Consider the following 12,683-nt stretch of genomic DNA (forward strand, 5'->3'; position numbering starts at 1 on the left):
TTGATCGCTTGCGCGCACCACGCCCGAGCCACACCCCTCAGGAGACTTTATGAAAATCCAATCATTGCTGATGCCCGTCGCGTTCGCCTGCTGTGCAGCGTTGGCCGGCTGCTCCACATCGACTGTCGTTACCCTGCAGAACGGCACCCAGTACGTGACCAAGGACGCGCCGAAAACCAAGAGCAAAGACGGTTTTTATGAGTTCGAAGACATCTCCGGTAAAACCATCCGCGTGCGCGCTGACGAGGTGGCTACCGTCAAAGAAGAGGATTGAGTCGCGTCAGGGCCCGGCTGTTACGGCTACCGGGCCATGTGTGTGCAAACTCATCCCGATCTGAATGGAACGCCATTGCATCGCCGTCGCTCTAAGCGATGCAATCTGCTCACGATATTTCCTGTCAGGCCCTAATTATGGATAGCCCACCCAACACCGGGTTCAGCGCAGCCCCCCTGCGCTTTCTAGCCAACGGCGGTGCGGTCGGTGATCTGCTTCAGTCCCCCTTGATGAATGGCTCGCCCCTTGGCGTGCCCGCCGACTGGCCCGACGGTCTAAAAACCCTGATGGGCACGATCCTTCCCGTGCAGGCGCAGATCGTGCTTTTCTGGGGGCCCGAATTTGTCGCGCTCTACAACGATGCCTATGCACCGAGCATCGGTTCGAAGCACCCCCGCGCCCTTGGTCGGCCTGCGATCGAGAACTGGCGCGAACTGTGGGACGACCTTGAGCCACTGTTGCGCGGTGTGCGGGAAACCGGGCAAACGTTTGCTGCCAAGGACCGTGCGTTCTACATCGAACGGCATGGCTACGGCGAGACCGTCTACTTCGACGTCTCCTACTCTGCAGTGCACCAGAACGACGGATCCGTCGGCGGTGTACTCTGCGTTGTCACCGAAACCACCGAGCGTGTGCATTTCGAGCGTCGTCAGGCGCTGCTGCTTGAACTGGGCCAGGCGCTGCCCTCCATTCGCGACCCCGAGCAGATCAAGGCAGACGTGATCCGGCGTATCGGACAAGAGCTGGGCGCCGCCCGCGTCCATATTGCGGAAACGGACGAGGAGAGGGGCGATTTCGTCATTCTCCGTGAATACCGTGAGGGTGAGGTGGCGGCCCGATCAGGGCTGATCTCCGTGAGTCATGACACCTGTTCTGCGTTGCACCAAGGCATTACCGTGCAAGCGCTGGTGAAGGGCGACGCCGTTCGCGCCAACCCTGACGCCCCTGCCTCTCAATCGACCGTCACAACGAGTCTGGCCGTGCACGTCCCGTTGATGCGCCATGACACATTGGCCGGCGTGTTTACCGTTGAGTTCGAAGGGCAGCGGGTCTGTAGTCCCCACGACATCCACCTCATCGAGGAAACAGCCAAGCTGGGCTGGCAGTGGATCAACCACACGCGGGCTGAAGCGGCGCTGCACGCCAGTTCCGCGCAACTGGCCGGGATGTTCGAGCAGGCGGGTGCCGGCATTGCCTTGTGTGATCACCGAGGCGTGTTTCAGCAGGTCAATGATCGCTACTGCGACATCATGGGTCTGCAGCGCCGGGCGATCGCCGGCCGTTCGATCCTTGAATTGCAGAAGGATCTGGCAGCCGGCGCGCAGCCGATGTTCTACGAGAACTTTATGACCGCCGAAGCGCCCTTCGAACTGACCCAGCACCATGTGCGGGCGAACGGCTCTGTGGTCTGGGTGCAGACCCACGTCACGCCGCTGCTCGATGCCCAGCAGCAGGTCAGCGGGCTGCTGTTCGTGTGCGTGGACATCTCGGCGCGGGTCGGCGCGGAACATCAACTGATCGAACTCAACGAAAGCCTTGAACAGCGCGTCGCTACCATGGTGTCCGAGCGCGAAGCGGCCATTGCGCTGCTGCACGAGTCGCGCAAGATCGAGATGGTCGGCCAGTTGGGCGGCGGCATCGCCCACGACTTCAATAACCTGCTGACGCCTATCATGACGTCGCTGGAGTTGCTGAGGCGCCAGCCGGTCAGCAATGATCGCTCCCATCGGCTGATCGACGCGGCGCTGCAGGCGGCGGATCGCGCGCGGATTCTGGTGGGCCGTCTGCTGACCTTTGCCCGCCGGCAGACGCTCAAACCCCAAGTCGTGGCCCTGGACAGTCTGGTCAACGACATGCGTGACCTTATCCAGCGCTCGCTCGGCCCGACCATCGAAGTGATTGTCGAGATTCCTGCAGATCTGCCCAACATTCTCATTGACCCCCATCAGCTTGAACTGGGGGTGCTCAACCTCGCGGTCAACGCCCGTGACGCGATTGCCGAACGCGGCTACCTGAAAATCAGTGCGCGACCTGAAGTGGTGGCCGACAGTCCGGGGCTGGGTCCGGCGCCCGCACAGGGTTGCTACGTCAGGCTGACGGTCTCGGATAACGGCAGCGGCATGAGCGAGGAAGTCCTGCAACGCTGCGTTGAGCCTTTCTACTCAACCAAGGGCGTCGGCAAGGGCACCGGACTCGGGTTGTCGATGGTGCAGGGGCTGGCCCTGCAATCCGGCGGTGGTTTTGATGTTCAGTCCGCGCCGGGTCTCGGCACGCGGGTTGACATCTGGCTGCCGGTTTCCAGTGCGCAGGTGCTGACACCGGCAGAAGGCGAGGGCGACTCAGCGCCTGGCGCGGACCACCCTTTTCACGTGCTGGTGGTGGACGATGAGGAACTGGTCCGCTACACCGTTGCGCTGCAACTGCGTGACCTGGGCTATCAGGTGACCGAAGCGGCGTCGCCGTCCGCCGCCGAGCACATGGTCAGCGCCGGCTTGCGGCCGGACGTTCTCATCACTGATCAGCTGATGGCCGAAAAAAGCGGCACACAGCTCGCCGTGAGCCTGCGCGAGGTCTTGCCTGCGCTGCCGGTGCTCGTGGTCACGGGTTACACCCGCGAATCGGCAACGCAGATTGCCGGTTTCGACGTGCTGGCCAAGCCGTTCACCCGCGCTGACATCGCGTCGAAAGTGGCGCAGGTGATCAACGAGCGCGCAGCCCCGGCATGGATCAGCGAGCAGGCGGGTTACGTCCCTTGACGGGCCAGGCTCCTCACGCCGGGTGCTGCTGCGCGTGAGGGGGCCTGCCTGCCTTTGCTGCCGCGCTTAAATGGCTCGGCCGATGGCTTGCTCGTAGCACGACAGGAAGTACTGCCACTGGGACTCGTCCCAGAACGAATGCCTTCTGAGCTGGGGGATGTCGTGACGCGCGGCGCCCAGGGCAGTGATCCGGCCGTGGGATTTTTCCAGATCCAGCAGCGCCAGCTCGAAGTCAAAGCGCGTGTCGGTGACGGTCGCCTTGATGAAGATGTGTTTGGAGCGCATGCAGCCGTGCTGCCATTTGCCCAGGTGCATCTTCGCCAGCGTTTCAGCGAGACGCTTGAAGAGGCGCTGATGTTGCTCGACGCTCAAGGTGCTCGCGCCGCCCTGGGCATACCAGGTGTCGAGGTCGATGAAGCCGCCCAGGTCCTTGGTCACCAGGACGCCCTGCCATACACCGGCAACTTTGCGTGCGCCGTAGAACACAGGTCGGGGCGCGTTAACGCCCAGTTCCTCGAGCTTGGTCAGCGCGATGCCTTCACGCAGTGCAGTGGGGCGGCCGGTGGGGTAGCGCAGGCTGCGAAACAGGTGGCCGGTCTGGCGTTTGACGTAAAGCGTCTTGCCATCGTGCACCACGCGCTGCACACCGCTGGTGCCGTTGCGGCGCACATTCGGCGGCTCGACCCAAGGCCCCGAAGTGCCCCACCAGAACTCAAACTCGTTGTTTGCCCGACCCATCATGTGCTCCAAATACGGTAGAAATCTTTCTTGTGCAGCGACTGCCATGTTGCAGCGCGAGCCCCTCTGGCCGCCGCGGGCGTGATTAGTTCACTGCCGCTGAAGGAGATTGGCGAATGGCCATTTTAGAGGCGCCCAGCTTACTGGCTTGTCGCATCGATCACCTCCTCAAACCCGCGCCATTTACGCCATCCAGCAGGCCGTATGTGCGGCGCCGGTCTGATTGGGGTCACAGCGTCAACCTCGTCGAACCCTCCATGGAAGAAGACCTTTTGATCTGGGTCATGCCCGTTCGTCCCATTCTTGAGAAACTCTTGGAATTGCTGCCCCTGTGCGATATCCACCGTGCATAACCAAATAAGGAAATTTGCCATGATGTCCACACTTGAACTCTGCCATATCGTCGAATCAGGCTTTCTGCCTGCAAAATGTAAATGCACCATCGATGCCCAGGATCAAATAATGGTGCAAATCTTTGATCGGGAAAGGGGCCACGCAGATTTGCTCGCGGCGGGTATCCCGGTCAGTTCGCTCAACTCCAGCCGTGCCATTGCCAACCTGATAGCCAGGTTGAAGGATGACTTGAAACTGCATTCGGCCGGCCGCCGCGCAACCGCCTATCAGGAACGCGCGTAACTATTCAATTTCCTTTCTATCCTCCGATTCGGGGTGCAGGCCATCAGCACTGCAACGGTGATCGGAGGAGCCGGGCCATACCGGCCCATCCCTAGATTCCCTTGCTTTGCAGAGTTGACAAAATCCTAAACGATTCCCATAGTTTCGCTCACGCAAACGTTTGCGATTCCGTCGATCCTTCCCATGACGCGTAAACGCTGCCGATAACAACAATCATAATGTCGGAGTGATTCCATGAAGCTGCCATTCGCTGCACGCCTTCTTGCTGTTGCCATGCTTACTGCTTGCGCTGCAACCCTGCCTCTCTCTTCCGCCTTTGCCGACGACGCGAAAAAGCCCACCGTCGCGCTGGTGATGAAATCCCTCGCCAACGAATTCTTCCTGACCATGGAAGACGGCGCCAAGGTCTATCAGAAAGAGCATTCCGCTGACTTCGACCTGATTTCCAACGGGATCAAGAACGAGTCCGACACGGCGGCGCAGATCGACATCGTCAACCAGATGATCGTCAAGAAAGTCGACGCGCTGGTCATCGCCCCGGCCGATTCCAAGGCTTTGGCGTCGGTCCTGAAAAAGGCCATGGATGCGGGCATCAAAGTCGTCAACATCGACAACCAGCTCGACGCTGATGTGCTGAAAAGCAAGGGCATGGAAGTGCCTTTCGTAGGCCCGAACAACCGCAAGGGCGCCAAGCTGGTGGGTGACTACCTGGCCAAGCAGCTGGCAGCGGGTGATGAAGTCGGCATCATCGAAGGCGTGCCGACCACCACCAATGCGCAGCAACGCACCGCGGGCTTCAAGGACGCGATGGACGCTGCGCAGATGAAGATCGTCTCCACGCAGTCCGGTAACTGGGAAATCGACAAGGGCAACGCCGTCGCGTCCGCCATGCTCAACGAATACCCGAATCTGAAAGCGCTGCTGGCCGGTAACGACAGCATGGCGCTGGGCGCTGTCTCCGCCGTTCGTGCGGCAGGCAAGGCGGGCAAGGTTCAAGTCGTCGGCTACGACAACATCAACGCCATCAAGCCGATGCTGAAGGACGGCCGCATTCTGGCCACCGCTGACCAGTTCGCTGCGCGTCAGGCCGTGTTCGGTATCGATACCGCCCTGAAGATGGTCAAGGGCGAGAAGCTCGAGATCACCAACGGTGTGATCGAAACCCCAGTCGAGCTGGTCACCAAGCCGCAATAAGCCGCTCTGGTTTTCACCCGGCACTGTTCACCTCAGCAGTTTTCCAAATATGTACCGCCTGCCCGTGAGGGCAGGCGCGTGGAGATCGTTATGTCAGCGTCTGCTCAGGCCGCTGTTCTATCTGTCAGTGGTATTGGCAAAACCTACGCCCAACCCGTACTCGGCGACATCGACCTGACGCTGATGCGCGGGGAAGTGCTGGCCTTGACCGGCGAAAACGGCGCCGGCAAAAGCACCCTGTCGAAAATCATCGGCGGTCTGGTCACCCCGACCACCGGCCAGATGCAATTTCAGGGGCAGCCCTACCAGCCTGCCAGTCGCACCCAGGCCGAAAAGCTTGGCGTGCGCATGGTCATGCAAGAACTCAATCTGTTGCCGACGCTGTCGGTGGCGGAAAACCTGTTTCTCGACAATCTGCCCAGCCGCGCAGGATTCATCAATCGCCGCAAGCTGCGGGAGGACGCGATCAAGGCCATGGCCCAGGTCGGCCTCGAGGCCATCGACCCGGACACACTGGTCAGCGAACTGGGGATCGGCCATCAGCAGATGGTCGAAATCGCCCGCAACCTGATCGGCGACTGCCACGTGCTGATCCTCGACGAGCCGACGGCGATGCTCACGGCCCGCGAGGTGGAAATGCTCTTCGAGCAGATCACCCGCCTGCAGGACCGTGGCGTTTCCATCATCTACATCTCCCATCGCCTTGAAGAACTGGCCCGCGTCGCCCAGCGCATCGCTGTGCTGCGTGACGGCAAGCTGGTGTGCGTCGATGCCATGGCCAATTACAACAGCGAGCAGTTGGTCACGCTGATGGTCGGCCGCGAACTGGGCGAGCACATTGACCTGGGCGAGCGAAAAATCGGCGCGGTGGCGCTGTCGGTCAAAGGCTTGAATCGCTCCGACAAGGTCCGCGACGTGTCCTTTGATGTCCGGGCTGGGGAGATCTTCGGGATCTCCGGTCTGATCGGCGCCGGGCGTACCGAGTTGCTGCGGCTGATTTATGGCGCCGACGTGGCGGACAGCGGCAGCATCGAGGTCGGCAGTCCGTTGCGCAGTGTGCAGATCAAATCGCCGGTGGATGCCGTGGGTCATGGCATTGCCTTGATCACCGAAGACCGCAAAGGCGAGGGCCTGCTGCTGTCGCAATCGATCAGCGCCAACATCGCGCTGGGCAACATGGACGCCATTTCCAGTGCCGGCGTGGTCAACGGTAATTCGGAGATCGCTCTGGCTCAGCGCCAGGTGGGAGCCATGCGCATCCGCAGTTCCAGCCCCACGCAACTGGTGTCGGAGTTGTCGGGGGGCAATCAGCAGAAGGTGGTGATCGGCCGCTGGCTGGAGCGTAACTGCCAGGTGATGTTATTCGACGAGCCCACCCGCGGCATCGACGTCGGCGCCAAATTCGACATCTACGCGCTGCTGGGTGAACTGACCCGTCAGGGCAGGGCGCTGGTGGTGGTTTCCAGCGATCTGCGCGAGCTGATGCTGATCTGCGACCGCATCGGCGTGCTGTCCGCCGGGCGCCTGATCGACACCTTCGAGCGCGACACCTGGACCCAGGACGAACTGCTTGCCGCTGCCTTCGCGGGCTATCAAAAACGTGATGCGCTGCTGTCTGAAGCCGCGCCCAGGATCGACTGATGAAAACTTCTACTACTCCTGCCGCGCTGCCGTCTCCGGGCAAGCGCAGCGGCAACTACTTCGGCCTGGGCACTTACCTGGGGCTGGCAGGCGCCTTGCTGGCGATGATCGTGTTGTTCTCGTTGCTCAGCGATCATTTCCTGTCGTACGAAACCTTCAGCACCCTGGCCAACCAGATTCCCGACCTGATGGTGCTGGCAGTCGGCATGACGTTCATCCTGATCATCGGCGGCATCGACCTGTCGGTGGGTTCGGTGCTGGCGCTGGCGGCGTCGGCGGTCAGTGTCGCCATGCTCGGCTGGGGCTGGGGCGTGTTTCCATCGGCGTTGCTGGGCATCGCCTGTGCAACGGCGGCCGGTACGCTGACCGGCTCGATCACCGTGGCGTGGCGCATACCCTCCTTCATCGTTTCCCTCGGCGTGCTGGAAATGGCACGGGGCGTCGCGTATCAGCTGACCGATTCACGCACTGCGTACATCGGTGATTCATTTGCATGGCTCTCCAACCCGTTCGCCTTCGGCATTTCGCCGTCGTTCGTGATCGCGCTGATCGTCATCTTCGCGGCCCAGGCGGTGCTGACGCGCACCGTGTTCGGCCGCTACCTGATCGGCATCGGCACCAACGAAGAAGCTGTGCGTCTGGCGGGCATCAACCCCAAGCCGTACAAGATCCTGGTGTTCTCGCTGATGGGGCTGCTGGCGGGCGTCGCCGCGCTGTTCCAGATTTCACGCCTGGAAGCCGCCGACCCCAACGCCGGCTCAGGCCTTGAGCTGCAAGTGATTGCGGCGGTGGTCATCGGCGGTACCAGCCTGATGGGTGGGCGCGGCTCGGTGATCAGCACCTTCTTCGGCGTGCTGATCATTTCGGTACTGGCGGCAGGGCTGGCGCAGATCGGCGCGACCGAGCCAACCAAACGCATCATCACCGGCGCGGTCATCGTCGTCGCCGTGGTCCTCGACACCTACCGCAGCAATCGCGCGCGGCGGCGCGGCTGACATGGCAACCATCAAGGACGTAGCGGCGATTGCCGGGATTTCCTACACCACGGTGTCCCATGTCCTTAACCGCACCCGACCGGTCAGCGAAGCCGTGCGCAAGAAGGTCGAGGCCGCTATCGTGCAGCTCGACTACGTGCCCAGCGCCGTTGCGCGGTCGCTGAAGGCTAAGGCCACGGCGACCATCGGTCTGTTGATTCCCAACGGCATCAACCCGTATTTCGCCGAGCTGGCTCGGGGCATCGAGGATTACTGCGAGCGTAACGGCTTCTGCGTGATCCTCTGCAATTCCGATGACAACCCCGACAAGCAGCGCAGCTACCTGCGCGTGCTCCTGGAGAAACGTGTCGACGGCCTGATCGTGTCGTCGGTGGGCGGCGGTGACAGCGTCCTTGAGGGTTTGGCGGCGGTGCGCACACCGCTGGTCATCGTCGACCGCGACCTGGACGGCGTCACGGCTGATCTGGTGCGCATCGATCACGAGCTCGGCGCTTATCTGGCGACGTCCCATTTGCTGTCCCTCGGCCATCGGCACATCGCCTGTATTTGCGGCCCGGTCCAGACCAGCGTGGCGAAGATGCGGCTGGCGGGGTATTACCGTGCTATGCAGGAAGCCGCGGTCGACGTCCCGGAAAGCTGGGTGGTGGAAAGCGATTTCACCGGCCACAGTGGCTATTGCGCAGCGGTCAAACTGCTGGAGCAGGATCCGCCGACGGCGATTTTTGCGGCCAACGACATGGTCGGCATCGGTGTGTTGCGCGCCGCTGCCGAACGTAACGTACGGGTCCCGGTGGATCTGTCGGTCATTGGCTTCGACGACATCCAGATGAGCCAATACGTTTACCCGGCCCTCACCACCGTGGGCCAATCCATTCTGCAACTGGGCGAGCGTGCGGCCGAAGTGTTGCTGCGGCGGATCTCGGCGCGGGGGGAAACCCCTGTCGAACACCTGATCGTTGCACCGAGCATTGTGCTGCGCGAATCCACCGCGCCTCCACCCCGGGCATTCACCCAGCTTCGTTGAGCCGGGCGCGTTGCCCGGTCCAAAACAGTGTTCTGAAAGCGTTCTGAAGAGTAAACGTCATGCAAGCAAAAGTAGTGATAGTGGGCAGCCTGAACATGGACTTGGTAACGCGTGCGCCGCGTTTGCCGCGAGCCGGAGAAACCCTGGCGGGGCAGTCGTTCGTCACCGTGCCGGGCGGCAAGGGTGCCAATCAGGCCGTGGCGGCGGCGCGACTGGGCGCCAGTGTCGCCATGGTCGGCTGCGTCGGCGATGACGCTTACGGCGAACAACTTCGCGCTGCGCTGCTGGCCGAAGGCATCGACTGTCAGGCAGTGACCCGCATCGCCGGGGAGTCCACCGGCGTCGCGTTGATCGTCGTCGATGACAGCAGCCAGAACGCCATCGTCATCGTGGCCGGCGGCAATGGCCACGTCACCGCCTCCGTGGTGGACAGCTTCGATGCCTTGCTGTCCCAGGCCGAAGTCATCATCTGCCAGCTTGAAGTGCCGCTGGACACCGTCGGCCACGTCCTCAAGCGCGGCCACGAACTGGGCAAGACCGTCATCCTCAACCCAGCACCGGCCACGGGTCCGCTGCCGGCCGAATGGTTCGCCTGGATCGACTACCTGATCCCCAATGAAAGCGAAGCCAGCGCATTGACCGGTCTGCCCGTGGACAGCACCGCCAGCGCAGACGCCGCCGCCTCGGCGTTGCTCGCGGCGGGCGTCAGCAAAGTCATCGTCACGCTGGGCGAGCAGGGCGCCTTGTTTGCCGGCAAATCGCGCTCCGAGCACTTCCCGGCGCCCAAGGTCCAGCCCGTTGACACCACGGCGGCAGGCGATACCTTTGTCGGCGGTTTTGCAGCGGCGCTGGCCGATGGCAAGTCTGAATCTGAAGCCATTCGCTTCGGTCAGGTCGCGGCGGCGCTGTCTGTGACCCGGTCAGGCGCGCAGCCTTCCATTCCTACGTTTGCCGAGGTTCAGGCCTCTGCAGCACAAGGGCATTCATCATGAAAAAAACGCCACTGCTTAACATCGCCTTGTCCCGCGCCATCGCGTCCCTCGGGCACGGCGACATTCTGATGATCGTCGATGCGGGGATGCCCGTGCCCGCGGGCGTCGAACTCATTGATCTGGCGCTGACCCACGGTGTGCCTGACTTCGTCAGCGTGCTGAACGTGGTGCTGACTGAAATGCAGGTCGAGAGTCATGTCCTTGCCGAAGAGATGCTGTCGAAACAGCCGCCCGCCTTGGCCACCGTCACTGCATTGCACGCCTCGGGCGACCTGGGCGAGCAACGCCTGATGAGTCATGACGCGCTGAAACACCTCAGCCGTGGCGCCCGGGCTATCATCCGCACCGGCGAATGCCAGCCGTACACAAACATCGCGCTGGTAGCGGGTGTGGTTTTTTAACGCTCATCTTTCCGATTGAGCAGTCAGGAACAAGGAGTTCCCATGAAGACGCATCATCATTTTTTCACCGGACTGATCAGGAGTGCCGCGCTGTTGGCCATTTTATCTGCCACGTCGGTGCATGCCGCCGAAAAGCGCGACGTGATCATCGACACTGACCCGGGCGCTGACGACGTTGTCGCCTTGCTGCTCGCGCTGGCGTCGCCGCAAGAACTCAATGTCATGGCGATCACCACCGTGGCGGGCAACGTGCGTATCGATAAGACCTCGCGCAATGCCCGGCTGGCACGGGAATGGGCCGGTCGCGAAGAGGTGCCGGTGTACGCCGGTGCAGGCCGGCCGCTGGTGCGCACGCCGATCTACGCCGAGAACATCCACGGCAAGGAAGGCCTGCCGGGCGTAGAAGTGCATGAGCCGAAGCAGCCGCTGGCTGAAGGCAATGCCGTGCAATACCTGGTCGACACCCTGAAGAAAGCTGCGCCCCACAGCATCACCATCGCCATGCTCGGGCCACAGACCAACCTGGCGCTTGCACTGATTCAGGCGCCGGAGATTACACAGGGCATCAAGGAAGTCGTGGTCATGGGCGGCGCCCATTTCAACGGCGGCAACATCACCCCGGTGGCCGAGTTCAATATCTACGCCGACCCCGATGCGGCGAAGGTGGTGCTGGCCAGCGGTGTGAAGCTGACCTACGTACCGCTGGACGTCACCCACAAGATCCTTACCAGCGAAGCGCGGCTCAAGCAGATCGATGGCCTGAACAATAAGGCCGGCAAGCTGGTCAGCGACATTCTCAACGAGTACGTCAAGGCTGACATGGTCCATTACGGCCTGCCCGGCGGGCCGGTACATGATGCGAGCGTGATCGCCTGGCTGATCAAGCCGGAGCTGTTCAGCGGCCGGCAAGTCAATCTGGTGATCGACAACCGTGAAGGCGTCACCCACGGCCAGACCATTGCCGACTGGTACGACACCCTCGCGCAGAACAAAAATGTGTTCTGGGTGGAAAATGGCGATGCCCAGGGCTTTTTTGACCTGCTGACCCAGCGCCTCGGCCTTTTGAAGTAAATCAGCCGTGCTGCGCCCCGTGGCATCCCGCTACGTGGCGCAGAGCAACCAGAGTGCACACCGTGTCTATCGATCTCAATAACCCCGTTTCCTTTACCCACGACGCGGTCCGGCAAATGATCGCGGCGGCGCGGGATGGCGTGCACAATCAGTTGCGCGTCAGTCGCGACGGCCATGCCTGGATCTCCAGCGACGCGGTGGGCGGCGTGGACATCGGCGGACTGCTGTTTCGCCTGGAAACCTGGGCTGCCGGGTCAGGGTGAGTCGGCCCGGTAGCGGCCAGCGATGCAGTCTGGGTGACGCAGATCTACAACGCCCTTCGCGATAACTGGGCCAACCCCACCACGGACTACGTCGACGTCTATTGAGTCGCGCTCGTCCTGTGCAGCGCGTCCTGCGGGCACGGCTTTAACGTTTTGTCACGATTGATTGCGCCCGGCAGACGATGCCTGGGGCAGACTCCTGCGCTGCCTGCGACGGGGCGCGCTTGTATGGCCTGGCCCGGACGCGGCGAAACGAAGCCGCTCGACCGCTGTCGCAGAGGTTCAGCTTTGAATAAATGTTAGGAGGTTGTATGCCCTGGAAATACGCATCATCAGGTCTGGTGCTCGCTGCAGCGCTGCTGGCCGGTTGCAGCAGCACGTCGGAGTCTTCGAGCCAGCCTGAGGACAGCGCCGCCAGTTCCCCGGTCAGTTCCGCTGGTGGCTATGCCCGTTGTGATGCGGCAGCGGTGCAGTTCGCCGTCGGCAAGCCAGCTTCAGCGGCATTGCTGGATCAGGCGAAGGCCAAGGCTGGCGCGCAGACAGCCAGAGTGCTCGGGCCCAACGACATCGTGACACTGGAATACCGCTCGGACCGTCTGAACCTGAACACCGATGATTCCGGGAAGGTCAACCGCGTCAATTGCGGGTAACGTCACCGCAAGATGAAATCGCAGGCATAAAAAACCCCGTCAGTGACG

Annotated in this window: 13 protein-coding genes and 1 pseudogene; 13 read left to right on the forward strand and 1 reads right to left on the reverse strand. The window is 62.0% G+C overall.

The window, feature by feature from the left end; all coding sequences use genetic code 11:
• Nucleotides 1-49 precede the first annotated feature (49 nt).
• Both SLW74_RS13450 and SLW74_RS13455 read left to right on the forward strand, forming a co-directional pair.
• On the forward strand, nucleotides 50-274 hold the full coding sequence (locus SLW74_RS13450) for a YgdI/YgdR family lipoprotein (protein ID WP_037010898.1): 225 nt from the start codon (nucleotides 50-52) through the stop codon (nucleotides 272-274).
• A 137-nt stretch (nucleotides 275-411) separates the two neighbouring features.
• Entirely contained in the window at nucleotides 412-3,030 is a 2,619-nt protein-coding gene (locus SLW74_RS13455) for a PAS domain-containing protein (protein ID WP_410929180.1), read from the forward strand.
• Between the two features lie 66 nt (nucleotides 3,031-3,096).
• Here the strand turns inward: SLW74_RS13455 and SLW74_RS13460 are convergent, their stop codons facing one another.
• On the reverse strand, nucleotides 3,097-3,768 hold the full coding sequence (locus SLW74_RS13460) for a lipopolysaccharide kinase InaA family protein (protein ID WP_192131273.1): 672 nt from the start codon (nucleotides 3,766-3,768) through the stop codon (nucleotides 3,097-3,099).
• A gap of 116 nt (nucleotides 3,769-3,884) precedes the next feature.
• Between SLW74_RS13460 and SLW74_RS13465 the strand changes: the two genes are divergently transcribed.
• The 11 genes and pseudogenes from SLW74_RS13465 (at nucleotide 3,885) to SLW74_RS13515 (ending at nucleotide 12,635) form a co-directional block, all read left to right on the forward strand.
• A complete protein-coding gene (locus tag SLW74_RS13465) occupies nucleotides 3,885-4,121 on the forward strand; it encodes a hypothetical protein (protein ID WP_410929181.1) in 237 nt (78 codons plus the stop codon).
• Nucleotides 4,122-4,140: 19 nt separating this feature from the next.
• Nucleotides 4,141-4,404 (forward strand): DUF1652 domain-containing protein, encoded by a 264-nt coding sequence (locus SLW74_RS13470; RefSeq protein WP_369318096.1) that lies wholly within the window; start codon nucleotides 4,141-4,143, stop codon nucleotides 4,402-4,404.
• A gap of 234 nt (nucleotides 4,405-4,638) precedes the next feature.
• On the forward strand, nucleotides 4,639-5,598 hold the full coding sequence (locus SLW74_RS13475; RefSeq protein WP_065991520.1) for a sugar ABC transporter substrate-binding protein: 960 nt from the start codon (nucleotides 4,639-4,641) through the stop codon (nucleotides 5,596-5,598).
• 90 nt (nucleotides 5,599-5,688) lie between these two features.
• Entirely contained in the window at nucleotides 5,689-7,239 is a 1,551-nt protein-coding gene (locus SLW74_RS13480; protein ID WP_369318094.1) for a sugar ABC transporter ATP-binding protein, read from the forward strand.
• Nucleotides 7,239-8,234 (forward strand): ABC transporter permease, encoded by a 996-nt coding sequence (locus SLW74_RS13485; RefSeq protein WP_065991522.1) that lies wholly within the window; start codon nucleotides 7,239-7,241, stop codon nucleotides 8,232-8,234. Before SLW74_RS13480 ends, SLW74_RS13485 begins: the two co-directional genes overlap by 1 nt.
• A gap of 1 nt (nucleotide 8,235) precedes the next feature.
• Complete coding sequence (locus tag SLW74_RS13490; protein WP_192131278.1) at nucleotides 8,236-9,258, forward strand: LacI family DNA-binding transcriptional regulator; 1,023 nt, start codon at nucleotides 8,236-8,238, stop codon at nucleotides 9,256-9,258.
• A gap of 59 nt (nucleotides 9,259-9,317) precedes the next feature.
• On the forward strand, nucleotides 9,318-10,250 hold the full coding sequence (gene rbsK, locus SLW74_RS13495; protein ID WP_065991524.1) for a ribokinase: 933 nt from the start codon (nucleotides 9,318-9,320) through the stop codon (nucleotides 10,248-10,250).
• Nucleotides 10,247-10,651: a D-ribose pyranase gene (rbsD, locus tag SLW74_RS13500; protein WP_369318093.1), complete on the forward strand. Its 405-nt coding sequence runs from the start codon at nucleotides 10,247-10,249 to the stop codon at nucleotides 10,649-10,651. The genes rbsK and rbsD overlap by 4 nt, the downstream gene beginning before the upstream one ends.
• A gap of 42 nt (nucleotides 10,652-10,693) precedes the next feature.
• The gene (locus tag SLW74_RS13505) at nucleotides 10,694-11,722 is read left to right on the forward strand and encodes a nucleoside hydrolase (RefSeq protein WP_410929182.1); all 1,029 of its coding nucleotides are present in this window, start codon (nucleotides 10,694-10,696) and stop codon (nucleotides 11,720-11,722) included.
• A 62-nt stretch (nucleotides 11,723-11,784) separates the two neighbouring features.
• Nucleotides 11,785-12,090: pseudogene (locus SLW74_RS13510) on the forward strand (hypothetical protein).
• A gap of 206 nt (nucleotides 12,091-12,296) precedes the next feature.
• Nucleotides 12,297-12,635, forward strand: a complete 339-nt coding sequence (locus SLW74_RS13515; RefSeq protein ID WP_065991528.1) for an I78 family peptidase inhibitor — start codon at nucleotides 12,297-12,299, stop codon at nucleotides 12,633-12,635.
• The last annotated feature ends 48 nt before the right edge of the window (nucleotides 12,636-12,683 follow it).

The organism is Pseudomonas sp. W5-36 (genome assembly GCF_046540455.1).
GTDB classification, from domain to species: domain Bacteria; phylum Pseudomonadota; class Gammaproteobacteria; order Pseudomonadales; family Pseudomonadaceae; genus Aquipseudomonas; species Aquipseudomonas graminis_B.